This is a genomic window from Priestia sp. Y58 (assembly GCF_029522095.1).
Classification (GTDB): domain Bacteria; phylum Bacillota; class Bacilli; order Bacillales; family Bacillaceae_H; genus Priestia; species Priestia megaterium_E.
The window spans coordinates 156830-183787 of sequence record NZ_JAKWFL010000005.1 but is presented as its reverse complement, the minus strand read 5'-3'; the positions used below and the strand labels follow the sequence as shown (position 1 = coordinate 183787).

Here is a 26958-nt window from a genome sequence, read left to right as displayed (position 1 = left end):
TAAAGAATCTATCTATAGTTGTGAAGGCTAGGATTTCATTTAATTTTCATTTTCTATGAGTATAATGATAAAGGTTTTCTATATGTTCTTTGTGAATCTACTCATAAACTAATCGAGAAAGGAAAATCAAAATGAAGCGAATCGTTTCTAAGCCGCTGCACTATTTCATATTAGCCGCTGTTTTAATGTGGATAAAGTCGTATGTGGCTTATAAAACTGAATTTAACTTAGGCGTAAGTGGCGTAATGCAGCAAATGCTGCTGTTTATAAACCCTGTAAGTTCAGTGCTGATTTTTTTAGGAATCGGCTTATTTTTTAAAGGAAAGAAAGCAGGAGCTTGGATTCTTGCAGGCAGTTTCATTATGACGCTGCTGTTGTACAGCAACATTCTCTATTATCGTTTTTTTAACGATTTTGTAACTCTTCCCACACTGTTGCAGACAAGTAATGCAGGAAGTATGGGCGGAAGCATTATGGATTTATTAAAAGCACATGATGTTTTTTATTTTGTTGATTTTATTATTTATCTTTTTTTCTTTTTTAGTAAAAAAATTGACTGGCATAATGAAAAAGTATCGGTTAAGAATGCTGTAACCATTCTTTCTTTAGGATTCATGGTTTTTTCTGTAAACTTAACATTAGCAGAAATTGATCGCCCGCAGCTTCTATCTCGAACTTTTGACCGCAATTATCTAGTAAAGTATTTAGGTGCCTATAATTATACGATGTATGACGGTGTTCAGACTGCTCAAAACTCTAAACAGCGAGCTTTTGCAAGCAGCAATGACTTAACGAACGTCGTTAATTTTAAAAACAGTCACTATGCGGAGCCTAATTCCGTTTACTTCGGAAAAGCTAAAGGGAAAAATATTATTAAAATTCATTTGGAATCATTTCAGTCTTTTTTAATTGATTACAAATTAAATGGCCAGGAAGTGACACCGTTCTTAAATTCGTTGGCCCATGGAAATGACTTTACGTATTTTGATAACTTCTTTCATCAAACAGGACAAGGAAAAACATCAGATGCTGAGCTGATGATGGACAACTCTCTATACGGCCTTCCTCAAGGTTCTGCCTTTGTACTAAAAGGAAGCAATACGTATCAGGCAGCACCAGCTATTTTAGATCAAAAAGCTGGCTATACGAGCGCTGTACTGCACGGAGACTATAAGACGTTTTGGAACCGTAACGAAATTTACAAGCAGTTCGGTGTGGATAAGTTTTTTGATGCAAGTTATTACAATATGACGGGTGAAAATAAAATTAATTATGGCTTAAAAGACAAACCGTTCTTTAAAGAATCTGTTCCAATGCTGCAGTCTTTACCACAGCCGTTTTATGCGCATTTAATTACGTTAACAAACCATTTTCCATTTTTACTTGGAAACAATGAGGCAAGCATACAGCCAGCTAACACGGGCGATGCGACAGTTGACCGCTATTTCCAAACGGCTCGTTATTTAGACGAATCATTGCAATCTTTCTTCCAAGAACTGAAAGCTTCTGGGCTTTATGATAATTCTGTGATTATGATTTATGGAGATCACTACGGTATTTCTGAAAATCATAATGCGGCAATGGAAAAAGTAATGGGAAAAGAAATTACACCTTATGAAAATGCTCAGCTGCAGCGTGTACCTCTATTCATTCACGTTCCTGGAGTAAAAGGCGGAGTTAATCATACGTACGGTGGAGAAATTGATGTTGTGCCAACTCTTCTTCATTTAGTAGGGATTGACAGCAAAGAGTTTATCCAATTTGGTACAGATTTATTTTCTAAAGGTCATGATGATGTAGTAGCGTTCCGCAATGGCAACTATGTATCTCCGAAATATACACTAGTGGATGGAACGTATTATGATTCTAAGACAGGTCAAGCGCTTAAAGAAAATAATCAAATGAAAGCTTATAAACAGAAGGTAGCGAAAGAACTGGAGTTATCTGATCAAGTGCTTTATGGAGACTTACTTCGTTTCCACAAGCTAAAGGATTTCCAAACAGTCGACCCTTCGAAATATATGTACGGGAAAGAAGAAACAGAAACATCAGCTAAATAAAGCTAAAATCAAAAGAACATGATGACTTCTGCAAAGCAGAATGAGCATCATGTTCTTTTTTACTGTAAACTATTCATCAATAAATTTCTTTAATTCCCGATAAGCGAATAGAGAAAGTATTTTGCTGTTCATCTTTTAATGAAAGCGTTTGGTCTGTTAAATCTAGGCGCTGTACTTTTCCTTTAAACGTTTGAAGCAAACCGTTTTTATAATAGTTAATTGTAACGGCCCCGTTTTTTCTTAATGCTTTTAAAATCATTTTCAAAACTCCTTCCATATTTAAAATGTGTATGATTAACGAGCTGTAACATTCATTTTCATTTGCATATTTTTATTATACACAAAAATAGAAAGCGTTTTCACTAAAAGTTTGAACACTTTGTGAAAACTTTAACAGAGAATGTGACAAATACATACAGAAACTGATTTATTTGTCGTATTCATCATAAAACACATTTATGAAAGGAGTGTTAAGAACGTGTTAAAACTTTATGGATGGAAAAATATTATAAGATGTCGTTTGAAATGTCGTAGTGAATCCATTCACCGTTCGTTACATTTCCTCCCATTTTTCTGTAAAGCGTTTGAGCTCTTGTATTATCATAAGCCGTTTCCCAAGACATAGCTGCATACTGATGTTCTTTTGTATACTGGTGACTAATCGAAAATAACTTTTCCCCAATTTTTTGACCTCTTGCTTTTTCAGTAACGTACAAGTCATTTAAAATCGCTACAGGCTTTACACGCGTGGTGCTAAATGTAAAATAAAGCGTTGAAAAACCTACTGCCTCGTCATTTTGAGTCGCGATAAACTGAACGCCAGTATCGGGACGTTGAAACAAGTGATCAATTAAATTTCTCAGCTGTTTTTTGGCAGGCTGAGGGCGCTTGTAAAAATCAACAATGTATTCGTTCATTAATGAAATAAGTGCTTCCATGTCAGCAGCATTAGCTTGACGAATTGTAATAGTAGTCATTAAATCTTCTCCTTTTTAATTAGATGATCTACACTTATAGTAAAAGAAATGTATCCCCTCTAAAAGAGCCAGATTTAAAAAATAAGATAGGGACAGATGAAAGGAGCTAGCGTGAAGTTCACACCATTATTAAACCGAAGGAATGATATGCCTTTATATCACCAGCTATATGAATATATAAAAAAAGAAATTGTATCCGGCAGGGTGAAAGTAAATGACAAACTGCCTTCTATCCGATCTCTTGCTGATTACTTAAACGTAAGTCGAAATACTGTAGATATGGCCTATCAGCAGCTTTTAGCTGAAGGATATGTAGAAAGCAAGCCCAAAAGTGGACTGTACGTAACGAATACACAGTTTGATTTACTGCAAACAGATAGAAAGCCGACTGTATTTTTACAACCTCACTCAGAAACAAAGTCGTGTACCTATGATTTTCGGTATGGAAAAGTTGATAGCCGTTTGTTTCCCTTGAATGAGTGGAAAAAACGATACAATGAAAGTCTTCAAACTTATAAAGAAGCGCTGTTCACGTACCAAGAAACTCAAGGAGAAGAATCACTGCGAGAAGAAATTGCGACGTACCTTTATCAGTCAAGAGGAGTGGTTTGTTCGAAACATCAAATTATTATCGGAACAGGTACTCAGCAATCACTCAGTTTGCTAGCGCAGATGTTAAAGCCAAGCATCAGAGATATTGCCTTTGAAAATCCTTGCTATGACGGGGCTAGCTTTGTATTTAAGCAGCATGGATTCTCCTTAAAACCTGTGTCACTTAATAACAGAGGCATAAACATTCAAGAGCTTTATGATAGCCAAGCACGCGCTGTTTATGTCACACCATCTCATCAGTTTCCATACGGAATGATCATGCCTGTTTCAAGAAGAATAGAGCTTCTTACATGGGCGAATGACTGCAATGGATTTGTTATTGAAGATGATTATGACGGAGAATTTCGTTATAAAGGAAGTCCCATTCCTTCATTGCAAAGCTTGGATACTAAAGGGCGCGTCATTTATACAGGGACATTTTCAAAATCTTTTATGCCTTCTTTAAGAATCAGCTACCTTGTATTACCGAAAGTGCTTCTAAAGGAATATCATGAACGTTTCTCTTTATACGAGCAAGCTGTTCCAGCCCTTCATCAGTGGACGCTCGGACTGATGATGAAAAACGGAGAGTGGAGTAAGCATTTAAGAAGAGTGAGAACTGCTTATCAACTCAAACACGGTACTCTTTTAGCAGCTTTACAGAAGGAGTTTAACAAAAACATTACGATATCAGGTGAATATGCAGGTTTGCATATCCTTGTCCGCGTGCACAACGATATGAACGAACAGCAGTTAATTAACGCAGCTCAAAAGCAAGATGTCTCTGTCTACGGCACTTCTCGTTATTGGCTTACGGAATCACCTCAACAAAAGACTCATCTATTATTAGGTTTTGGAAGTTTGGAGAGAGAAGAAATAGAAGAAGGAATAAGGCGGTTGAAAAATGCTTGGTTATAAGCCTCTCCTCATTTCTTCGGTTTCTTGACAAAAGCTTCCTAGTCCTTTAGACTTTTTTGCATATATTTTAAATTATCTGAAAGGAGGATAGGGTAATCGAAGCTAACTGCTAGTGGACAACCCTAGATTAAACAATGAATCCTATCCAACAAATTTTACATACATTTCCTGTGATTGTACTAGATGGTGCAATGGCAACTGAACTGGAGAGATATGGCTGTGATTTAAATGACAGCTTATGGTCTGCAAAAGTGCTTATGGAGCAGCCGGAATTGATTAAGAGAGTGCATCAAGATTACTTTGCAGCAGGAGCTGACTGTGCAATTACTGCAAGCTATCAAAGCACGTTTGAAGGTTTTGCAAAACGTGGTTTAAGTGAAGCAGAGGCGCGCGAGTTAATTCAAGCATCTGTAAAAATTGCGGCTGAAGCAAGAGATGAATTTTGGCAGCAAGAAGAGAATTGTCTTAATCGCCCAAAACCAATTGTCGCCGCTTCGGTAGGTCCTTACGGAGCATTTTTAGCAAACGGATCGGAATATACTGGACAGTATGACGTAACAGAAGAAGAGTTAATGGAATTTCATCGTCCTCGTATGAAAGCATTAATTGAAGCAGGAGCAGATGTGTTAGCTTGTGAAACCATTCCTAATCTAATGGAAGCAAGAGCCATTGCGAGGCTGCTAGAAGAATTTGAAGGAGCGTACGCATGGATTACGTTCAGCGCAAAAGATGACCTGCACATTAGCAGCGGAACATTAATCTCGGAGTGTGCACGCTATCTGGATTCCTATGAGCAAGTAGCAGCTATTGGAGTTAACTGTACGCCGCCTCAATATATTTCTTCACTTATTAAAGAAATTAAATCTCAAACGGATAAGCCAGTCATTGTGTATCCAAATTCAGGAGAGCATTATGATGCTGAATCTAAAACATGGAACGGGACATCTGCAGGCGAAACGTATGGCTGCAGCGCTCACAGCTGGTATGAAGCAGGTGCTCAGTTAATCGGAGGGTGCTGTCGCACAACTCCAGATGATATCAAAGGCATTACAAAATGGGCTAGAAAATAACGGATTGAAAGAAAAGAAGATTCATTGTAATCTTCTTTTCTTCTTGTAAAATAAAAGAAGAAAAGTTGAAAAGGGTTTATTTTAACGAAAGAAGGGATGATGAAAGTGAAAGATATTAAAAATATTTATTGTGTAGGCCGAAACTACGCACTGCATGCAAAAGAATTACATAATGATATTCCAACATCACCTTTTTTATTTTCCAAACCTACTCACGCTCTCGTTGAAGCAGCTGGACAATCAATCACTCTTCCTAGCGACCAAGGAGAGGTGCACTTTGAAACCGAACTGATTCTTCATATTGGACAATCTTACAAAGAAGGCATAGCAGTGGATGAACTTGTTGACGAGATGACGATTGGATTAGACTTGACGCTTCGAGGTGTACAGAGCAAATTAAAACAAAAAAAGCACCCTTGGCTGCTTGCAAAAGGATTTAAACATTCAGCGGTCGTGGGAAATTTTCTGCCGTTTGAAGGAGTAGAAGCATCTAAGGAGAAAGACTTTTCGTTAGTGAAAAACAATAAACGCGTGCAGCTGGGAAATATCAAAGATTTGATTTTTGATTTACAAACGATTATTGATTTTACAGGAAAACATTTTGGTCTTGATAAAGGAGATCTTATTTTTACAGGTACACCTGAAGGAGTAGGTCCGCTTTCACATCAGGATCATCTTTCACTTAAATGGGGAGAGCAAGAGCTTGGTTCTTGCATCATTTCCTTTCGTTAAAAAAAGAGGCTGAGAAAAAGTAGTTTGTAGTTTTAATTGAAGGAAAATCCGAACGGTGAATCGAGATTCTTGATAGAGAATCCAACCTGTTCGGATTTTTTATTGCGATGGTGAATGTAGGCTTCGGAATGAATTTAATAACCAATGGGAAAGCTGTTTTTATCTCCTATAGGAAACGAGGTCCTCATTATGGTGCTCTTAATCCTTACAACGGTGATTTCTATTCTGAGTGTACTAGTTATGCCAAAGCGCATCAGCTGGATAGAAATATACACAACGTCTTTGTTTGTCATGTTTTTAGGATCGGTAGCAGATATATATCTTGATGTTAAATATGATCTTTATGGATTCTTTACAAAAGGAGTAGATTTTGAATATCTTTTAATTTTTATTTTTATTTATCCTGCGACAAATAGTGTATTTTTGAATTTTTATCCACAAGGCAAGAGCCTGTTTAGAAAAGCTTTATATATTACAGTGTGGGTAATTCTTACGACATTGTTTGAGTACATTTCTACCCAAACGGAAGTGTTTTATTATAATGGATGGAAGATTCTATACTCGTTTTTTTGCTATCCGTTTCTTTATATAGCAATGGTTTTAAATTTAAAAATGATACGAAGGCTCCAGGTTATCGATAAGCAAAAATAGAAATAAAAAAAAGTAATGATAAATCATAAAAAAATGATATTTTATTAATGGCTACATATGTAATATAGTAAAAATAGAAAATAAATGAAGCAGCATATAAGCAGGGTTAAAAAACATCAAAACGGGAATCTTGACATTAACTTCATGTTTTTAACCATGTATTGTGAATGAATATACTTATTAATAAATAATATGTTGTAGAAGGAATTTAGTAAAGGAGGCAAGAAGATGTTTAAGCGTAGTGAAAAAATCCAAATTCATGGCGTAACGTTTCATGGAGTCATGAGTGCGAAGCAAAAAGCCGCCCTGCAGGAAATTGCTAATGTAACAGACGAAAAAGACTGGGATGGGCTAAAAGGTGTGTATTGCTTAGGCAGTGTAAAGGTGCAAGGAAAAGATGTGCTAGGCGTGTACTATGGCCAATTTAATGATAACCTTCCAAAAGAGAAGCGCAAACTTCAGTTTGAAATTGACTATATTAAATATACAGTAACGGAATGTCCGATTGTCTTTATCGATACAACAAAAAATAAAAAGCCTCATCAATTTGCTTTTATCATTCTGCATGAATTAGGCCATCATGTGGATCGTATGACAAATGGAACACTTTTAAAAGAAGGAAATAGAACGCAAGAAATGTTTGCTAATACGTATGCTTTAGAGAAATATTCAAAAATAGAAAAGTTCCAAACAAAGAAGTTGAAAAACATTCCATTTTTAGAGGAATCTCTTACTCAATGGAATAAAACTCCTCATCCTGGAGCTTATTCTCTTAGAGTTCAAATTGAATAATTCATGAGAATAGTTCCTCTCTCTCCGTTTTTTATTTTCCTATCTTTTTTCCTCTTCCTTTCTTTTATCCTTTCAATGAACAAAAAGGATTTAATTACCCATAAAGTTTTAAAAGTTTTTATAGTACGAATTATTTACACTATACCCTCCTGTAAATTATGATTATTTTAAGAAAAAACAGAAAATTTTAAAGTTTTAAGGTACAACTTAATAGTGAACAAGCGATGTTGTAATCGTATAGACAAACTGGCATACATATGCGGGTCGTACATACAAACGAATCGCTTCCACTGTTATGAAAGCGGATTCAAAAATAGGAGGGGTAATAATGTTAGCTATTCTTGGGTTTTTGATGGTTTGTACATTTATGTTTCTGATTATGACAAAACGATTAACGCCGCTTATTGCTTTAATGGTTATTCCAGTATTGTTTGCAATCATAGGGGGATTCACAAGTGATATTGGAGAAATGGCTTTAAATGGTGTAAAAGAATTAGCGCCTACAGGCGTTATGTTAATGTTTGCTATTTTATATTTTGGAATTATGATTGATGCTGGTTTGTTTGATCCAGTTGTAGGAAGAATTTTGAAAATCGTAAAAGGTGATCCACTAAAAATCACAATTGGTACAGCTATTTTAGTTCTTATTATCTCATTAGACGGAGACGGAACAACAACATATATGATTACACTCTCAGCGATGCTTCCGCTTTATAAAAAGCTAAACATGAAGCCGATGATTTTAGCCTGTATCGCTATTATGGGTAGTGGAGTTATGAACTTAACACCTTGGGGTGGACCTACTGCTCGTGTGATGAGTGCATTGAAGTTAGATGCTTCACAGGTGTTTACACCACTGATTCCAGCCATGATTGGTGGAGCTGTTTGGTTATTATTCACAGCTTACTATTTCGGAAAAAAAGAGCGCCAGCGCTTAGGTGTTATTGATATTCAAGACGTCACAAATGCTCAAGTAGCTTTTGCAGAAGCAGCAGCCGCTGAAGGAATCGAGTACAAGCGTCCGAAGCTTTTATGGGTAAACTTTGCTTTAACAGCTTTATTATTAGTAGGACTTATCACAGCAGTTATGCCGCTTCAAATTCTATTTATGATTGGATTTGCAATCGCTATCATGATTAACTATCCAAATTTAGAAGTTCAAAAAGAGCGTATCACAGCACATGCTGGTAATGTACTTGCTGTTGTATCTCTTGTATTCGCAGCAGGCGTATTCACAGGCATTTTATCAGGTACAAAAATGGTAGATGCAATGGGTAATAGTTTAGTAGGATTAATTCCAGATGCGTTAGGGCCTTACATGTCTGTGATTACAGCCATCACAAGTATGCCATTTACGTTCTTTATGTCAAATGATGCTTACTACTATGGGATTTTACCAATTATTGCTCAAGCAGCTTCAGCATACGGTATTGATGCTGCAGAAATTGGCCGTGCTTCATTGATTGGTCAACCTGTTCACTTACTAAGTCCTTTAGTTGCTTCTACGTATCTATTGGTCGGTATGGCAAAAGTCGAGCTTGGTGAATTCCAGCGCTTTACTTTAAAGTGGACGATTGGAACAGCGATGGTGATGCTTTTAGTAGCTATTATTACAGGAGTTATTACGCTGTAAAGATCATGAACCTAAAAACTTATCAATTCCGCTTTGGGGATTGATAAGTTTTTTTGTCTAAAAAGCTTTTGGAATAAGGAGCGGATATACAAAAAATTTTGATAAAATAAAAGAAGAATAGAACTATAAGGTAAAGGCTAAAGGTGCGATGAAATGAAAAAATGGTTTCAAGTATCGCTGCAAACAAAAATCGTAGGTTTATCCGCAGCATTAATCATAACTGTTATTGTTCTTTTAGCGAGTATTTTCTCTTACATGCAGTTTGTAGAATCTAAAAGGCAAGCCGAGCAGCTGGCTCTTCAAGCAGCCAAATCAATATCATTTATGCCGGAAGTCAAAGCTGCTTTTCAAAAAAAACAGCCGAGTCGCTATATTCAGCCGCTTGCCGAGCAAGTGAGGGAACAAATCGGAGCAGCAAGTATTGTGGTTCAAAACCGTGAGCAAATCATCTATTCTCATTCTGATCAAAAATGGATAGGAAAGAAAAACAAAGAGGCGGTTAACGATAGAGCACTATTATTCGGCGGATATTATACGCTTGACGGAGAGGGAACCACAGGTCCTGCAATTATGGGCAAAGCGCCTATTGTCATCAGTCACGGAAAGTATACGGAGGTCGTGGGAGTGGTGACGGTTGAGTTTTTAAAGTCACATGTTCATGCTCAGCTCATTACGCGTATTCAGCAAATTATCCTATTTTCACTAGCTGTTTTATTGCTTGGTATGATTGGGGGTATTTTTTTAGCTAAAAGTATTAAAAAAGATACTCTTGGTCTTGAGCCTCATGAAATTGCTTCTTTATACCGTGAACGAAATGCGATTTTACTTTCGATAAAAGAAGGAATTATTGCTATTGATCATCAAGGCTTTATTACGATGATGAATACATCAGCTAAAAATATGCTAGGACTACAGACGGAATATTTACATCATCATATCATTGAAGTATTTCCTTATACGAATATGATTGAAGTGCTAGATACCGGAATAGCCCGAAGCGACCAAGAGATTTTTTTGAATGAAAAAACGTTTATCTTAAACTTAACACCCATTATTGAACATCAGCGAATTGTAGGAGTGGTCGCTAGTTTTCGTGATAAGACAGAATTAAAAAGCTTAATCAATACGATTTCAGAAGTACGAAAATATTCAGAGGATTTACGAGCTCAAACGCATGAGTTTACGAATAAGCTGTATGTTTTGTCGGGTTTGCTGCAGTTAGGGCAGTACAAAGATGCATTTGAGTTTATTCAAAAAGAATCAGCCGTACACCAAACACAAAACCGTATTCTATTTGATCAGATATTAGATTCCAAAGTCCAAGCAATATTGCTTGGGAAGATTGGAAAAGCATCTGAAAAGAAAATTCATTTTTCGGTTGATTCGGAGAGTACACTCGATACGCTCCCAGAACATATTGAAATTTCTCATCTCATTATCATTATTGGGAACTTAATTGATAATGCATTTGAAGCAGTGAGTCAGCAGTCTGAAAAAGAAGTGTCGTTTTTTATTACCGATATTGGTCATGATTTAATTATCGAAGTGATGGATAACGGACCTGGTATATCAGAAGAAGTACTAAATCAAATTTTTACAAAAGGTTTTTCAACCAAAGGTACAGACAGAGGATACGGACTGGCAAATATAAAGAAAATGGTAGATGAACTTGGAGGATCTATTGAAGTGTATAATCAGCCAGAAGGAGGAGCCATTTTTTCAGTTTACCTTCCAAAAAACTGAATCATGAGAAGTAAGGGGAGAGTCGAAATGTTACGAGTCGCAATTGCAGAAGACGATTTTCGAATTGCTCAAGTTCAAGAGCGATTTTTATTAGAAGTAGATGGTGTAGAAGTTGTAGGTAAAGCGTTGAATGCAAAAGAGACGCTTGAAATGCTAAAGGAGAAGGAAGTTGATTTACTTCTTTTAGACATCTATATGCCAGATGAAATGGGAACGGATTTACTGCCAAAAATCAGAGCGCAGTTTCCACAAGTTGACGTTATCGTGGTAACGGCTGCAACAGAAAAAAATATTGTAGAAATCTGTTTGAGAAACGGCGTCGTTAATTATTTGATTAAGCCGGTTATGATGGAATCCTTCATTAATGCTATTAAACAGTATCAAGAGAAAAAGGAACTGTTTAGTACGCATGAAGAAGTTGATCAATCATTTATTGATGCGTACTTTGGACATGTCAGAACAAAGCCAAAAGCGGATAAATCTCTTCCTTCAGGTATTGATGGTATCACATTACAAAAGTCAAAAGACATTTTAAAAAGCATCAAAGGAATTACGATCGAAGAGATGGGGCAACACATGGGAGTATCTAGAACGACAGCTAGACGATATTTAGAGTATCTAGTATCAACTGGTGAATGTCACGTTGAATATGATTATGGGATTATTGGACGGCCGGAGCGCAAGTACTATTTAGCGTAGCATTAGCCTTGAAGGATGATATATATGATTAAAAAGCTCATGATAGTGTTTATAAGTGTATGGCTTGTTAGCTGTTCTTCACCCTCTAAAAAAGATCGTATTGATATGGGGGAAATTGAAATTGTGGCAGCCGGTGCAAAAGGCGGAGGAGCAGATGCAACAGTAAGAGCCATTCAACAAGTGCTAACGGAAAAGAAGATTGTGAAGGTACCCGTTTCTGTTAGTAATAAAATAGGCGGGCAAGGTGAAGAAGGATGGAAATATATTAAACAGAGAAAAGAAGGGAATATTGTTTCCGGAAATTCCAGCTTGCTGATTACAAATAATTTGCTGGGGCAAAGTCAATTAACCTATAAAGACTTTACTCCGCTCGCTATTTTAACATCTGAATGGGAGGTCATCGTAGTTCCTTCTAACTCTCCTATATATAATTTAAAACAGCTCATACGCACGTTAAATCAAAGTGAATCCAGCATGAAAGTGGGAATATCACCTCGCTTAGGAAACGACGATCATTTATCGTTCATGCAGCTGAATAAAAAAGCAGGCGTAGACTCTTCCAAGCTTGAGTTCTTCGTTTACAACAGCAGTCATAAAGTGATCGATGCGCTCGTTCATCAGCAGCTAGATGTAGCACCTATGTCATTATCAGAAGTAAAAAAGCAGTATGAACAAGGGCAGGTAAGAATACTCGCCGTTTCTTCTCCCAGAAGGTTAGAAGAGTTAAAAGAGATCCCAACGTGGAAAGAAGCGGGAATTGACGTAACATTTAGCCATTGGAGAGGTCTAATGGGACCGCCTAATATGACCAAAGAGCAGGTAGCATATTGGAATAAGACAGTGTATGAAATGGTTCATACAAAAGAATGGGAACAGCTGCTTAAAGATAACGATTTAACCTCTTTTTATAAAAATAGCAGCGGTGCTAAAGTCTTTCTTGAACAGCAAAGCAAGCTGTATTCTGACTTAATGGGCGGAACAAATGATGAATAAATACAATAGAAAGAGGTTGGGATAAAAGGATTTTAGACGAAATGAAAAACGAACCATTGATCAAGACTTTTGATTACTGGTTCGTTTTTTTGTTTTGGTGAGCATAGTTTCATCTGTTTCGTTCCTTCTAGTAGCTGATTGGAGGGCAGACGAAGACTCCTGCGGGAAAAGCGGAACAGGTGAGACCCCACAGGAGCGTGAGCGACGAGGAGGCTCACCGGCCGCCCGCGGAAAGGAAGTCTTGCATGGAAATCAACTGCGGTGTCAAAAGCGGTTCAGCTCATATATCCCATTTGTTCGTCTTTAGATTGAATTCATTTCGGTATGTTTCAACCTCTTTCTATCAGTGTACATCTTTTAAATCCAAGTTTTGAATGAACTCAATAAAAGCTTTTACGATGTTAATTTTTAAGGAATCTTCATGATAAAACATCCATGTGCTGCGCGTTAAAGGCTGCTGGTCTTTTGTTTTTAACGTGTATCTGTAAATCTCTGCTGCGTCATCAAGCAGCATACTCGGCAAAATCGCATAACCGAGTCCGTTTACAACCATCTTTTTGCATGTTTCTGCTTTATCTACTTCAATGCTGACAAGGGGAGGCTGAGAGTAATTTTCAGCCCACCAGTTATCAACGGATGTTTTTAAAAAACGATCTTGATGATAATCAATTCGAGGTAGATTGGGAAGATTGTTTATGTCGACAGGCTGTGCAGACGCAATGCAAATTGTTTCTTTAAAAAGCAGCTCTTTCTGATCTTGCCAGTTATAATCCCCTTTTACAAACGCAATATGAACATCGTGCTTATAAAGTAAGTGGGCCATGTCGCTGCTCCATCCGGTCGTGACTTTGAATTCAACGTCAGGAAATCGCTCTTTAAATAAGCGTAATAGTCCAGGGAGTTTGTAGTCAGTAAAAAAGTTAGACACTCCTAGACGTAAAGTACCGGTTAATTGATCATCCATGTTTAACACATTTTCTTTTATTTTTTGAACCGTAAGCAGCATTTCTTCTGCGCACTTCACTAAATATTCTCCCTGCGGTGTAAATTGAACTCCGCGGCGCCCTCTGTTCACGATCTGAACATGAAATTCCTTCTCCATCTGCTGCAGTCTATGCGTAAGCGCAGGCTGAGATATAAATAGCTCCTTGGCTGCTTTTGTAATGTTTTTTTCTCGATACAACACTTGTAGAATAAGCCAATCTCGATCGTCCATACTATCCCTCCAGGAATAAAAAAAATGAATGGTTTATAATAAAATTTCGATATTTTAATTATCTCTAAAATTATACTATAGTTAAGAAGAGGAATGTACGGTGTAAGAAAGAAAAGCCTTGTAGAAGGAAGGAAGTAGGTATGAACGCAAGAGTTGTTTTTTTACAGTCCATATTTTTTATTCTATTAACAAGCGTGGGAGGATTTCTTTTATCGTTAACAGGCTTATCCATTGGCTGGATGCTTGGTACTCTCATTTTAGCTGCTATTCTAGCTTTTCGAAAGCCGCGTTTTTTATCTCAAACAAGCAAAAAAGGTATTCCAAAATATTGGCTGTACGCTGGACAGTGCATTTTAGGGATTGAATTAGGTCAAAAGATTAACTTGTCTGTGTTGACTACGTTTCAATCTCACTGGTCCACCATTACGATTATGCTTTTGCTGTCCGTTGTATTTTCTCTTTTATCCGGTTATTTGCTATGGAAGTTCAGTTCCACAGACTTATTAACAAGCTTTTTCGGTACGACTCCGGGTGGAATGAGCGCAATGCCAGGTATGGCTGAAGAGGTAGGAGCCAATACGGCAGTTGTAAGCATTATTCAAACGATGCGCGTGTTTTTAGTTGTGCTTGCTGTTCCTTTATTTGTGGTCTATTGGGGAAGTAATACAGGACGGCATGCAGTGTCAGTTACTCCAAGTGTTTTTGGGTGGGGATCACTGTTATGGACAGGCGTTTTAATCTTTACAGCAGTAGTAGGCTATTATATAGGAAAAAAACTAAAATTTCCTGCTCCTTGGTTAGTAGGAGGAATGCTTACTGTTGCGATTGTTCAAACAGCTGCTTCATCGTACGTGGGGTATAATCTTCAAGCATACTGGCCTCATTCTGTGATGATTTTATCGCAAATTTTTATTGCTTCAAGTATTGGTTCTCGCTTTCATAAAGAAATGTTTATTGGCGTAAAAAAAATTATGGTTGTCGCGCTTATTAATACAATCGGCTTAATCGCCGCTATGTTCGTATGTGCATTAGTAGTCTCCAAAATAACTGGAATCGGGCTTATCACGTCTATTTTAGCGTTTGCTCCTGGAGGCATTGCAGAAATGGCGACTACATCCATTGTACTGCAGGCTGATTCGACGTTAGTAGTAGCGGTCCAAGTGCTTCGAATTTTAACCATTTGGCTTCTTCTTCCTCCGCTGTTTCGCATGTTTCATCAGTGGGGAGAAAGAAAAAGAATACATTCACACGTTTCATAATAAATATGTGAATGCACTAGGCAAAGTAAGGGTGAGTTTTAAAGAGAGAAATGGGGGAGAATAGATGAGTAATAAAGAAATGGTGGTCAGTCAGTTCGGGGGGAATGCTGGAAAGTACGTCAAAAGTAAAGGTCATGCAAAAGGCAAAGATTTAGCTGTTTTAGCGGAAATTGCTGAAGAAAATAGAGGGGGAAAGCTGCTTGATGTAGCAACAGGAGGAGGACACGTGGCAAATAAGCTAGCACCTGTCTTTCAAGAAGTAACGGCTTTTGACTTAACTCCTCAAATGTTGCAAAGTGCTGAAGGCTTCATTAAAGAAAATGGTCATGAAAATGTATCGTTTGTTCAAGGAGATGCTGAGGATATGCCGTTTCAAGATGACGAGTTTGATACGGTAACGTGCAGAATTGCACCGCACCATTTTCCTAATATTAAACAGTTCATCAAAGAGGTATACCGAGTGTTAAAGCCAGGCGGACAGTTCTTGCTCATTGATAATGTAGCACCGGAAGTGAATGCTTATGACGAGTTTTATAATCGAGTTGAAAAGACAAGAGATCCAAGCCATTATCGTGCTTATAAAAAAACAGAGTGGCTTTCTATGCTTGAAATGCAAGGATTCCGTACAGAAGTGCTGACAACTTTTCCAAAGCGCTTTTTATTTGATGACTGGTGTGGGATGATGAATGTTCCGGAAGAGACAAAGCGTGAGCTTACTCAATATATGCTGAATATACCAAGCGGATTTAAACAGTTTTTCGACATCAAAACGAATCAACAGGGAATTGAATCGTTTCAAGGAGAAGCAATCTTTGTAGCGTGTTACAAAAATAAATAAAAAGAAGCCAACTCACCGGAGTTGGCTTCTTTTTTTACTTATGTTCGTTGGTTTGAACGATTTCCAAAATATTGCGTAATACGGTCTAAAATAATCGCTAAAATAACGATTGAAATTCCAGCTTCAAAGCCCGTGCCGACTTCAAGTCGAGAAACTGCACGGTATACTTCGGCACCAAGTCCCGGAGCACCTACAAGAGAGGCAATAACAACCATTGAAAGAGATAGCATGATGCTTTGGTTAATTCCGGCCATGATGGTTTTTGTAGCTAATGGAAGCTGTACTTTAAATAATTTTTGTTTTGTTGTTGAACCGTAGGCATTTGCTGCTTCTACTAAGTCAGCGGGTACTTCACGAATACCTAGGTTCGTTAAGCGAATCGTCGGAGGCATTGCAAAGATCACAGATGAGATAACACCTGGTACCACACCAATTCCAAAGAAGAAAAGTGCTGGAATCAAATAAACAAATGCGGGCATCGTTTGCATAAAGTCTAAGATTGGCGTAATAATTCGAGCTGTCTTTTCGCTTTGAGATGCCCAAATGCCAAGCGGAATTCCTACTATAATCGAAATCAGTACGCTTGTTAAAACGAGGGCTAGTGTGTCCATGGTTTCTTGCCAGTAGCCAAGATTAAGAATAAATAACAGGCCAATCATCGATAAAATAGTAAATGACCATTTTTTACTTGAAAACCAAGCAATGATTCCGACAATTAAGATTAAAATTAATGCGGGTGGAAAAGTTAGCACTAGTACAATAAAACTTACAATACCATCGACAATAGCTGAAATAACATCAAAAAACCCTTTGATATTATCATTTAAAAACGTGACAAAATGGTCAATCCAATTGCCAACAGGAATTTTAGGAATACTATTCATTTACGTTCACCTCATTACTATCAGTACCGGCGAGTGCTTCAATCACTCGTTCTTTTTTAATGATGCCGCGCAGACGATGATTTTCATCTACAACCGGTAGTGGAAAGCGGCTGATAACCATTTTGTCGTACAAGTTTTCTAGTAGCGTATCTGTTGTAACAGTTGGAATATCCGTATCTAATACATCTGCTGTCAGTTTATCTTGTTTAATGGCACGGCTAATATCATCTGCCGTTACAACTCCTAGAAGAGTTTTTTTCTTGTCTACGACGTAGATGCTTGAATAACCAGCTTCTTGCATAATTTTAAGAGCCACGCGCGGACCTCGGTCTACGGTAATAGATTCGGCACGGTTCATCACGCTTTCAGCTGTATATACTTTAGCTACATTAACGTCTTCTACAAAGCGCTCGACATAATCATTGGCAGGGTTTGTCATAATTTCTTCAGGTGTTCCTACCTGAACAACACTGCCGTCTTTCATTAAAACGATGCGATCTCCGATTCGAAGAGCTTCATCAAGATCATGGGTAATAAAAATGATTGTACGTTCCATTTTTTCTTGAAGCTCCAGTAAGAAATCTTGCATGTCTTTACGAATAAGCGGATCTAGTGCACTGAATGCTTCATCCATTAGTAAAATGTCAGGGTCATTGGCAAGTGCTCGGGCCAGTCCGACGCGCTGCTGCATACCCCCGCTCAGTTCACCAGGGTATTGATTTTCGTACCCTTTCAAACCTACTAATTCAAGCGCTTCTTTTGCTTTTTTTTCACGTTCGGCTTTTGGTGTACCTTGAACTTCTAGTCCGTATTCTGTGTTATCAAGAACCGTACGGTGAGGGAATAGGGCAAAGTTTTGAAAAACCATGCTCATTTTTTTTCGGCGCATGTCGCGGAGTTCATCTTTGTTCATTTTTACTACATCGTCACCGTCTAAAATAAGAGATCCAGATGTTGGTTCAACAAGGCGATTAAACATACGAACTAAAGTGGATTTACCGCTTCCAGACAGGCCCATAATAACGAAGATTTCACCGGATTTGATTTCGAAGTTTGCTTGATTAACCCCGATTGTCATTCCCGTTTCTTCTAGAATTTCTTTTTTTGTTTTTCCTTTTTGAAGTAAATCAATCGCTTTTGACGGATTCTTACCAAACACTTTGGTTATATTTTGTACTTTTAATTTTACGTGTTCCATATGTCCACCTCAATTGTTGTTTTCTTTTACGTCCATTAATCTTTTGTCCAACTGTCGACTAGCTTTTTATGCTTTTTTACCCATTCTTGCGCTGCTTCTTCAGGATTCGAAGATTTTTCAACTTGTGATAGAAGAGGACTGATTAATTTATCATTCATCTGTGCATTATTCATCCATTTTATGACTTGAGGATTTGTCTTTTTAAATTCTTTGCTTGTCATTGTGTAAATGTTGTCAGGGTCTCCAAACGAATTTTTAGGATCTTTTAAATATTTGATATCAAAGTCTGCAAAAGCCCAGTGAGGATTCCACATAGTAACAACAATTGGTTTTTTGGCATCATAGGCTTTGCGCAGTTCACTGAGCATAGCTGCCTCAGACGATTTTACAAGCGTATAGCTTTTAAGGTTATAATCCTTTAACGCCTGTTCGGCTAATCCATTAATGCTGGAGCCTGGGTCAATTCCAATTACTTTGTTATCGACATCAGAAGCAACCTTAGCAAGGTCTTCCGTTGTGTTCACATCTTTCATGTAGGCGGGAACTGCAAATCCTAAGCGTGCGTTTTTAAGCCAAGGGTCTTCGATGTTCACTTGATTTTTATACTTTTTGTAAAAAGGCGCATCTGTTGTAGGAAGCCATGGTGCAAATGAAATGTCAATGTCGTCATTAGCTGTTCCTACCCAAACACCGGCTTTCTCTAAGAAAACAGTTCTAACTTTATAACCTTGATCTTCTAAAATCTGTTTCCATACGTACGTGTAGGCAATGTTTTCAGTATAGTTATTCATGCCGATGGTAATGGTTTTTTTATCTTTAAATGCGCCATTACCGTTGCCGCAAGCTGAAGTAATAACTAGAAGAAAACAAATCATGCTGATTAACAATAGTTTCTTCATGCAATGTAACTCCTTTATAAAGTTTTAAATCAATATGACTGATATGTAGAACGGATGCTAAACACAACGAAGTGTATACCCGGTTTTTTTAGGTGATAAACATAGAAAATATAAAATGTGAAATAGAGTGGGTGATTTTTCGGCGTTGTAAAGTTATTTTTAGCTAAAAATGTACATCGTAGTTAAGAGAAATTATGGGAAATAAATGGATAAAATAAGTGACTGTAGAATCAGTCTTACATGTTATCACTCTTTTTTTTACTCCGTCAACTTCAAGTCAAGAGTAATCAGGCAATTAAGCCGTATAAATATATACGAAAAAGTATCTTTTTAATAAAGTTATTTTTCAGGAAAAATAGTTGATTAAAGAGCTTTGCATCAGCTTTTACCTTGAATTGTAAAAGGAAGAAAAATAACAGTGAGACATATAAAAAGAGCGAGGGTAAAATGATAAAATAAAAAAATATTTTTGAAGCCGGCATGCGACCGATTTTTTAATTAAATTTAAAGATTCAGAAAATTTTATCTTGCATAATTCACGTTGCTTATAGTAAAATGAATGAAAGTCATTCATTTTATAGGTGGAGGGAAAGAGTTGGTTACAAGCACAAGTGAAAAATACGATAAAATCTTACAGGCAGCGATTGAAGTTATATCTGAAAAGGGGCTTGATAAAACGTCAATTTCAGACATTGTAAAGCGTGCAGGCGTAGCTCAAGGAACTTTTTATCTTTATTTCAGATCCAAAAATGCCCTTGTTCCTGCTATTGCAGAAAACTTACTTTCTTTGTCGCTTGAAAAAATTAAAGAAAGAGCTAAAACAGCAACAAATTTTTTAAGTACATTAGAGGTAATGATTGACGAAACGTATAAAACAACAGATGAATATAGAGATGTTCTTGTTTTATGCTATTCGGGGCTCGCTTTTGACTATTCATTAGAAACATGGGAAGCTATTTATTTACCTTATTACAACTGGTTTGAAGAGGTATTAAATGAGGCTGTGAAAAAAGAAGAAGTCATCAAACAGCTTAACGTTAAATGGACAGCTAAAACGATGATCAATTTAATTGAAAACGCTGCTGAACTTTTTTATATCGGGCGAGAGCAAGATGTCACACTTGAACAATCGAAGGAAGAACTTTTTCAATTCTTGAAGCGTTCTCTTGTGCCATCCGTGTAATATTAGCGCTGCTGATATTACACCTATCAAAATGACTGACATTCATTCAAAATATATAATGAGTTATCAGAAATATAAGTTTTTTTCTTTTAAAATGACTGACAATCAGTCGTTATTTAATAAGGAGGTATCTTATGGATCGTACAGCCGTTAAAACGTTAACTTTAAATATGTACATAAACGGAGAGTGGAGAAAAGCAGAGAAGCAGCGCTCTACTGTTAACCCAGCGACAGGTGAAGTAATTGGATATGCTGCAGAAGGCAGCGCAGAAGATATGAAAGCAGCAATTGAAGCAGCACGGGAAGCCTTTGACAGCGGAATTTGGTCTGAGACTTCTGCATCTGAAAGAGCAGCCATCTTATTCAAAATTGCCGATAAGCTTGAGGAAGCGAAAGAGGAATTAGCAGCGCTAGAAACAATGGATAACGGAAAGCCCTATCGTGAAGCTGAGGCTGATGTGGAAGATGCAGCTGCTTGTTTTAGGTATTACGCTGGGTTGATTACAAAACCAGACGGTCAAACGTACAGTGTTCCTGCACCTATGCAAGCAATGGTTATAAAAGAACCAATCGGGGTGTGCGGGCTGATTGTACCTTGGAATTATCCGCTGTTGATGAGCGTGTGGAAAATTGCACCTGCTTTAGCTGCAGGAAATACGATTGTATTTAAACCTTCTGAAGTGACACCAGTTACTCCTACAAAACTTTTTGAGATTTTAGAAAGCGTAGGATTGCCAAAAGGAGTAGCAAACCTTGTTATGGGAGCCGGAGATACTGTGGGAAATACGCTTATTCAAGATAAGCGTGTTGATAAGATTTCCTTTACAGGCGGAACGGTAACAGGAAAACACATTATGCGTCAAGCAGCAGAGAATGTAACGAAAGTCTCTTTAGAACTTGGAGGAAAGTCACCGAACATTATATTTGCTGACGCTGATTTTGAAACAGCTGTAGATTATGCCTTATTTGGAATTTTTGCAGGTAGCGGCCAAATTTGCGCTGCAGGTTCTCGTATTTTAGTAGAAGAAAGCATTGCTGAGAGATTTATCGAACGTTTTGCAGAGCGTGCTCAAAAAATTAAAGTAGGAAATGGAATGGATCAAGAGATTGAAATGGGCCCTCTTGTAAGTGAAGAACATATGAAAAAAGTATTAAAGTACATCGAAATTGGAAAGCAAGAAGGCGCTCGCCTTATATGCGGAGGCAATCGAATCACCAGCAGTGGATTGGAAAAAGGATTCTTTGTAGAACCTACGGTTTTTAGTAACGTTACGTCACATATGAAAATTGTGCAAGATGAAATCTTTGGGCCTGTTGTCGTTATTCAAACGTTTAAAGACGAAAAAGAAGCTATTAAGCTTGCAAATGATACGGAATACGGTTTAGCAGGCAGTGTGTTTACAACCGACGGTGCAAAAGCTCTTCGAGTGATTAAAAAGCTTCGTGCGGGCATCACTTGGGTGAACACGTATCATTTTACATTTAACGAAGCGCCTTGGGGCGGATATAAGCAGAGCGGAATTGGTCGAGGACTGGGCACGTTTGGATTGGAAGAATTTCAAGAAGTAAAACAAATTAATATTAATTTACAAGTAGAGCCAATCGGCTGGTTTAAAAATTAAAAGTAGAGAAGGAGCGATATTAAAATGAATACAGTGACGAAAAATCAAGAGGTAAACAAAGCATATGGTGAAGTAAACGAATATATCAACAAAGTATTGGGGCTTATTGAAAAAAGCGAAGTGTCAGCTGAAGAAGCACAGTGGATTACGAAAGAAACAGTAGACGGATTTCGTGAGCATGTCAACCCGGGCTTTTTGGAATATCGCAAAACAGTAACGGTGGATACGCAGTTTGCAGCTGTTGAATGGTCAGATGAAGGCTCTTGTTTTACGGATGTAAACGGTAAAAAATACATTGATTGTCTGGGCGGATTTGGAATTTATAATGTAGGGCACCGTCATCCTAAAGTAGTCAAAGCTGTTCAAGATCAGCTTCAGCGTCAAGCGCTCCATAGCCAAGACTTATTAGATCCACTTCGTGCGATGCTTGCGAAAATTTTAGCAGATATTACACCGGGGGATTTGAAGTATTCCTTTTTCACAAACAGCGGAACAGAAAGTGTAGAAGCCGCTTTAAAATTAGCGAAAATGTATAGTGATCGAACAACGTTTATTTCCACAACACGTTCTTTTCATGGGAAAAGTCTAGGTTCTTTATCAGGTACGGCAAAAGGCATGTTCCGTAAACCATTTCTGCCGTTAATTCCAGGTTTCCGTCACGTACCGTTTGGTGATATTGACATGATGCGCAAAACATTTGAAACGTGCGCGCTTGTAGGGGAAGATGTGGCAGCTGTTTTATTAGAACCAATTCAAGGAGAAGGCGGCATTATTCTTCCTCCTGAAAATTATTTAAAAGAAGTGCGTGCACTATGTGATGAGTACGACGCTATCTTAATTTTTGATGAAGTTCAAACAGGTATGGGACGTACCGGTGAAATGTTTGCATCAGAACTATATGATGTTGTACCCGATATTTTATGTCTTGCTAAAGCGTTTGGAGGAGGAGTTATGCCTGCTGGCGCGGTTGTAGCAAAAGAAAAAGTGTTTTCAAGCTTCTTTGATAATCCGTTTATGCACACAACAACGTTTGGAGGCAACCCGCTTGCCTGCGCAGCGGCTATTGCAACTATTAACGTGTTGATTGAAGAACAGCTGCCAAACCGCGCGAAAGAGCTAGGGGAATACTTCCTTGCTGGTTTAAAGAAAGCTGCTGAAAAACATGGAGATAAAGTACTTGAAATCAGAGGGCAAGGTTTAATGATTGGAATTGAATTTCACCAAGATGAAATTGGCTACGCGCTTTCTAAAGGTATGTTTGATGAAGGAATTCTAGTAGCCGGGACGCTTGTAAACTCTAAAACAATTCGTATTGAGCCACCGTTGACTATTTCAGCGGAAGAAGTAGATCAAGTCATTTCTACATTTGAAAAAGTATTAAATGAGCTAAGCAACCAATAAATGTAACAAGGAGCAATGAATATGAATCGTCAAACGTTTCTTATTCCCGTATTGCTTTCGATGATTTTAGTAGTACAAATGCCTAGCGACTAACTGAAATTATCGAAACGGAGGAGTAAATCATGAAATATCCATTGTCCCCAGATGTCAAACCAGAATTTTGTACAACGGGCTCATTTATGAGGCTTCCAGCGGAAAGAGGAAATGCAAAAGTAGGGCTAGTAGGAATGCCGTTTGATACGGCGGCATCTTTCAGAGTAGGTGCGCGTTTTGCACCTCAAGCCATTCGGCAAGCTTCCATGACGCTGTTTCCTTATCACCCGGTACACGACGTATACCCATTTGATGATACAAATGCCATTGATATTGGTGATGTGCCGGTTATTCCGCATAATATTCACAGAAGCTATGAATTGATGGAAGAAGCGGTAGGAGCTCTTATGGATAGAGGAATCGTTCCAATTGGAATTGGAGGAGATCATTCCGTTACTTTAGCAAGCCTTCGTGCTGCTGCTAAAAGATATGGCCCAGTGGCTATGATTCATTTTGATTCTCATACAGATACGTGGGATACGTATTACGATGAAAAATATTGGCACGGATCTCCTTTTATACGCGCATATGAAGAAGGGCTAGTAGACCCGAAGAAAGTTTTTCAAATTGGTATTCGCGGGACATTAAATCATCCGGGAGATGTTCAAGAAAGCAAAGACCTCGGTTACCATGTAGTAACGGCAGGAGAGCTTGAACGTCAGGGATTTTCAATGATTTTGGAGCAAATGAAGACAGCGATTGGAGATACGCCGTGCTTTTTAACATTTGATATTGATTTTGTTGATCCTTCTTGTGCACCAGGCACGGGAACGCTTGAAGTAGGCGGATTCAGCAGCAGAGAAACGCTGCAAATGATCCGTTCTCTAACGGGATTTAACTATGTTGGATTTGACTTAGTAGAAGTGTTACCTTCTTATGATCCAACTCAGATAACCTCTTTGCTTGCAGCTACAATTATTCATGATTTTGCTAGTTTAGTTGCAGTGAAAACGAAAAGAGAGTCATTGGATACGATGATTGAATAACGGCTTGTAAGCAGAAATCCCTCTTATTCAGAGGGTATTTCTGCGTTGATATAGCAGGAGATTAGGAACATATAGCTATTTAAAATAAAGCGCTTTCATAATATGATAAAAGAAAAAGATAGTTTGTTAGCAACCCTTACCAACTTAAAGAAATAAATCATATATTTGCTATAGTAAACGTAACAACCCTTTATATAAAAATGAATGAAAGTCATTCATTTTTATATAAAGAAATTAAATCATATGCATTTATGGATTAAATTGTCAGAATGTTCTTAATAAAGTGAAGGGGGAAGATAAATGAAACATGAAACAGTAACATTAAAAAGGTCGTTGAAATTATGGCAGATTGTATTAATGGGGATCGGATATATGACTCCGATGGTAGTGTTTGATACGTTTGGGATTGCGTCTGATATGACGAATGGACACGTTCCCACGTCTTATATCATAGCCCTTGTCGGGATGCTTCTCACGGCAGTAAGCTACAAAAAGATGATTCAAGTGTTTCCAAATGCAGGATCAGCTTATACATATACGCAAAAGACAATCAATCCACATTTAGGGTTCTTAGTTGGCTGGTCTGCACTAATGGATTATCTCTTTTTACCGATGGTTAACGCACTTATTTTTCAAATTTATTTATCATCTATTTTCCCTTCTGTACCATCGTGGATTTGGGTTGTCAGCTTCGTTATTATCGTTACGCTGCTAAATTTACGAAGCGTTAATTTCACTGCCAATTTCAATACGTTTCTTGTTGTATTTCAAATGACGATTTTAGTATTGTTTGTTGCTGTTTCAATCAAAGCCTTGCTAGGCGGAATGGGGGAAGGAACACTTTTTTCTATGAAGCCCTTCTTTAATCAGAACATGACGTCATCAGGGCTAATAGCAGGAGCTACACTTATGTGTTTTTCCTATTTAGGGTTTGATGCAGTGGCTATGTTATCAGAAGAAACGCCCAATCCTAAAAAAACGATTCCGCGAGCTATTTTTTTAGTTGCGTTAATCGGAGGAGTCATGTTTACCGTGACATCTTATTTTATTCAAGCGGTTTTTCCGACGTTAGAAGGATTCAAGCATCCAGACGCTGCGGCTCCTGAAATTGCTATGTATGTGAGCGGTACGCTGTTTCAAATTGTCTTTTTAGCTGGAGGAATTGCAGGAACATTATCATCAGGCATGTCATCGCATGCAAGCGTTTCGCGTTTATTATACGTAATGGGACGCGACCGAATTTTACCTCAGTCATTTTTTGGTTATGTTCATCCTAAGCTGCGTACACCTTCGCGAAATATTGTATTAGTCGGAGTGGTATCAGCAACTGCCATTTTCTTTAGTCTGGCAACGGCTACGTCATTTATTAATTTTGGAGCACTCATTGCGTTTTCTTTTGTTAATATTTCGGTTATTGCGCACTATGCTGTTCATCAAAAGCAGCACCGGTCGGCTAAGGGTTTTTGGTCATACATTATTATGCCACTATTAGGAGCAGCGGCGATTGGCGTTTTATGGCTTAACTTGGAGCGCAATTCATTTTTACTTGGTATTGGCTGGGCGATTGCCGGTTTAGTTTATTTAGTGTATGCAACGAAAGGTTTTAGAAGACAGCTGTCTTCCATTGAGTTTAAGGAAACAGAAGAAATGTCACCTTTGATGAAAGTCGGAGAAAAGTAAGGATAGAAACTACCTGTTTAAGCCTATCTTATTAAAGAAGCCACATTTATGGATTACGTATTTTGAACGTGTTACTATGTAAGAACGATAAGATAGAAAAAGGTAGGTAAATTATGATTAAAGCAGTTGTATTTGATTTTGATGGGTTAATTATTGATACAGAATCAGTGTGGTACGAAGTGTACCGCGAAATGTTAGAAGACAAAGGAGTAGATCTACCAATTGCAACGTTTGCTTCTTATGTGGGAACGGATGCTACGGCACTTTACGATTACTTGCTTCAGCAGTTTAACAATGAGTTCACGAAAGAGGAACTGGCTCAAGAATCGTTAAGACGTCATCAAGAAAAAATGAAATCATTAGTAGCCCGAGAAGGTGTAGCAGAGTACTTGGCAGAAGCAAAAGAACTTGGATTAAAAATTGGTTTAGCAAGCAGCTCGTATCGCGACTGGGTAACGGCATTTTTAAAAGAGCTAGATTTGCTGCACTATTTTGAAGTCATTCAAACGCGCGATGATGTAGAAAAAGTGAAGCCAGATCCGGCTCTTTACCAAAATGCAATTGAAAAGCTAGGAGTAGAACCCTCTGAAGCTTTAGCATTTGAAGATTCTTCTAATGGAGCAAAAGCTGCCATGGCAGCAGGCTTGCGCTGTGTAATTGTACCAAATCCGTTAACTAAACACCTGTCATTCGAAAGATATCACTTACATATCGAATCGATGAAAGAGAAAAGTTTAAAAGAAGTGATTCAGTATCTTTGTATTGAAGACTAAAGCTAAAAGCGGCACATTTTCCAAAAGAAAATGTACCGCTTTTTTTTATTGTTTTACTGCTTCTTCA

General features: G+C 37.9%; 24 protein-coding genes and 1 pseudogene. 19 read left to right on the top strand and 6 right to left on the bottom strand.

Annotated elements, in window-relative coordinates:
- Positions 1-131: 131 nt before the first annotated feature.
- Positions 132-2060 carry a lipoteichoic acid synthase gene (gene ltaS / locus MMB68_RS16785; protein ID WP_033578131.1) on the top strand — a complete coding sequence of 643 codons (1929 nt, stop codon included), beginning with the start codon at positions 132-134 and terminating at the stop codon, positions 2058-2060.
- Between the two features lie 76 nt (positions 2061-2136).
- On the opposite strand, the gene MMB68_RS16780 is transcribed toward ltaS, so the two are convergent.
- A complete protein-coding gene (locus tag MMB68_RS16780; protein WP_074893948.1) occupies positions 2137-2337 on the bottom strand; it encodes a YolD-like family protein in 201 nt (66 codons plus the stop codon).
- 229 nt (positions 2338-2566) lie between these two features.
- A complete protein-coding gene (locus MMB68_RS16775; RefSeq protein ID WP_028412118.1) occupies positions 2567-3037 on the bottom strand; it encodes a GNAT family N-acetyltransferase in 471 nt (156 codons plus the stop codon).
- Between the two features lie 111 nt (positions 3038-3148).
- Between MMB68_RS16775 and pdxR the strand changes: the two genes are divergently transcribed.
- The 10 genes and pseudogenes from pdxR to MMB68_RS16730 all read left to right on the top strand — a co-directional run bounded on the left by pdxR (position 3149) and on the right by MMB68_RS16730 (position 13171).
- Positions 3149-4546, top strand: coding sequence for a MocR-like pyridoxine biosynthesis transcription factor PdxR (gene pdxR, locus MMB68_RS16770; RefSeq protein ID WP_277549208.1), 1398 nt, complete (start codon positions 3149-3151; stop codon positions 4544-4546).
- A 134-nt stretch (positions 4547-4680) separates the two neighbouring features.
- Positions 4681-5616, top strand: coding sequence for a homocysteine S-methyltransferase (gene mmuM / locus MMB68_RS16765; protein WP_028412120.1), 936 nt, complete (start codon positions 4681-4683; stop codon positions 5614-5616).
- Positions 5617-5715: 99 nt separating this feature from the next.
- Positions 5716-6348 (top strand): fumarylacetoacetate hydrolase family protein, encoded by a 633-nt coding sequence (locus MMB68_RS16760; RefSeq protein ID WP_221813063.1) that lies wholly within the window; start codon positions 5716-5718, stop codon positions 6346-6348.
- Between the two features lie 144 nt (positions 6349-6492).
- Positions 6493-6999, top strand: a complete 507-nt coding sequence (locus tag MMB68_RS27545) for a CBO0543 family protein (RefSeq protein WP_014461445.1) — start codon at positions 6493-6495, stop codon at positions 6997-6999.
- Between the two features lie 228 nt (positions 7000-7227).
- Entirely contained in the window at positions 7228-7791 is a 564-nt protein-coding gene (locus MMB68_RS16755) for an ImmA/IrrE family metallo-endopeptidase (protein ID WP_074679049.1), read from the top strand.
- A 328-nt stretch (positions 7792-8119) separates the two neighbouring features.
- The gene (locus MMB68_RS16750) at positions 8120-9424 is read left to right on the top strand and encodes a CitMHS family transporter (protein WP_028407583.1); all 1305 of its coding nucleotides are present in this window, start codon (positions 8120-8122) and stop codon (positions 9422-9424) included.
- 153 nt (positions 9425-9577) lie between these two features.
- On the top strand, positions 9578-11167 hold the full coding sequence (locus tag MMB68_RS16745) for an ATP-binding protein (RefSeq protein WP_221813039.1): 1590 nt from the start codon (positions 9578-9580) through the stop codon (positions 11165-11167).
- Positions 11168-11194: 27 nt separating this feature from the next.
- Positions 11195-11866: a response regulator gene (locus MMB68_RS16740; RefSeq protein WP_221813036.1), complete on the top strand. Its 672-nt coding sequence runs from the start codon at positions 11195-11197 to the stop codon at positions 11864-11866.
- 24 nt (positions 11867-11890) lie between these two features.
- Positions 11891-12859, top strand: a complete 969-nt coding sequence (locus tag MMB68_RS16735) for a tripartite tricarboxylate transporter substrate binding protein (protein ID WP_221785277.1) — start codon at positions 11891-11893, stop codon at positions 12857-12859.
- Between the two features lie 103 nt (positions 12860-12962).
- A pseudogene (locus tag MMB68_RS16730) lies at positions 12963-13171 on the top strand (hypothetical protein).
- Between the two features lie 31 nt (positions 13172-13202).
- Here MMB68_RS16730 and MMB68_RS16725 read toward each other — a convergent pair.
- Positions 13203-14075 (bottom strand): LysR family transcriptional regulator, encoded by an 873-nt coding sequence (locus tag MMB68_RS16725; protein WP_014461439.1) that lies wholly within the window; start codon positions 14073-14075, stop codon positions 13203-13205.
- A gap of 140 nt (positions 14076-14215) precedes the next feature.
- Here MMB68_RS16725 and MMB68_RS16720 point away from each other — a divergent pair, with 140 nt between their 5' ends.
- Together MMB68_RS16720 and MMB68_RS16715 are read left to right on the top strand one after the other, a co-directional pair.
- Entirely contained in the window at positions 14216-15334 is a 1119-nt protein-coding gene (locus MMB68_RS16720) for an AbrB family transcriptional regulator (protein WP_221812603.1), read from the top strand.
- Positions 15335-15398: 64 nt separating this feature from the next.
- Positions 15399-16172: a class I SAM-dependent methyltransferase gene (locus MMB68_RS16715; RefSeq protein ID WP_115653121.1), complete on the top strand. Its 774-nt coding sequence runs from the start codon at positions 15399-15401 to the stop codon at positions 16170-16172.
- Between the two features lie 38 nt (positions 16173-16210).
- Here MMB68_RS16715 and MMB68_RS16710 read toward each other — a convergent pair whose 3' ends face one another.
- From MMB68_RS16710 to MMB68_RS16700, 3 genes are read right to left on the bottom strand one after another with little or no spacing between them, the layout of a single operon-like run.
- Complete coding sequence (locus tag MMB68_RS16710; protein WP_221812602.1) at positions 16211-17056, bottom strand: ABC transporter permease; 846 nt, start codon at positions 17054-17056, stop codon at positions 16211-16213.
- Positions 17049-18254 (bottom strand): quaternary amine ABC transporter ATP-binding protein, encoded by a 1206-nt coding sequence (locus tag MMB68_RS16705; RefSeq protein ID WP_028407589.1) that lies wholly within the window; start codon positions 18252-18254, stop codon positions 17049-17051. The genes MMB68_RS16710 and MMB68_RS16705 overlap by 8 nt, the downstream gene beginning before the upstream one ends.
- Before the next feature lie 35 nt (positions 18255-18289).
- A complete protein-coding gene (locus tag MMB68_RS16700) occupies positions 18290-19153 on the bottom strand; it encodes a glycine betaine ABC transporter substrate-binding protein (protein ID WP_277549206.1) in 864 nt (287 codons plus the stop codon).
- A gap of 595 nt (positions 19154-19748) precedes the next feature.
- On the opposite strand from MMB68_RS16700, the gene MMB68_RS16695 reads away from it, so the two are divergent.
- The 6 genes from MMB68_RS16695 (at position 19749) to MMB68_RS16670 (ending at position 26891) form a co-directional block, all read left to right on the top strand.
- Positions 19749-20336, top strand: a complete 588-nt coding sequence (locus MMB68_RS16695; RefSeq protein WP_013081888.1) for a TetR/AcrR family transcriptional regulator — start codon at positions 19749-19751, stop codon at positions 20334-20336.
- A gap of 134 nt (positions 20337-20470) precedes the next feature.
- Positions 20471-21958, top strand: a complete 1488-nt coding sequence (locus MMB68_RS16690; protein WP_277549205.1) for an aldehyde dehydrogenase family protein — start codon at positions 20471-20473, stop codon at positions 21956-21958.
- Between the two features lie 24 nt (positions 21959-21982).
- The gene (locus MMB68_RS16685; protein ID WP_028412134.1) at positions 21983-23359 is read left to right on the top strand and encodes a putrescine aminotransferase; all 1377 of its coding nucleotides are present in this window, start codon (positions 21983-21985) and stop codon (positions 23357-23359) included.
- Between the two features lie 122 nt (positions 23360-23481).
- Entirely contained in the window at positions 23482-24438 is a 957-nt protein-coding gene (gene speB / locus MMB68_RS16680; protein ID WP_277549204.1) for an agmatinase, read from the top strand.
- A 300-nt stretch (positions 24439-24738) separates the two neighbouring features.
- Positions 24739-26118, top strand: a complete 1380-nt coding sequence (locus tag MMB68_RS16675; RefSeq protein ID WP_014461429.1) for an APC family permease — start codon at positions 24739-24741, stop codon at positions 26116-26118.
- A 116-nt stretch (positions 26119-26234) separates the two neighbouring features.
- Positions 26235-26891 carry an HAD family hydrolase gene (locus MMB68_RS16670; RefSeq protein ID WP_277549232.1) on the top strand — a complete coding sequence of 219 codons (657 nt, stop codon included), beginning with the start codon at positions 26235-26237 and terminating at the stop codon, positions 26889-26891.
- The last annotated feature ends 67 nt before the right edge of the window (positions 26892-26958 follow it).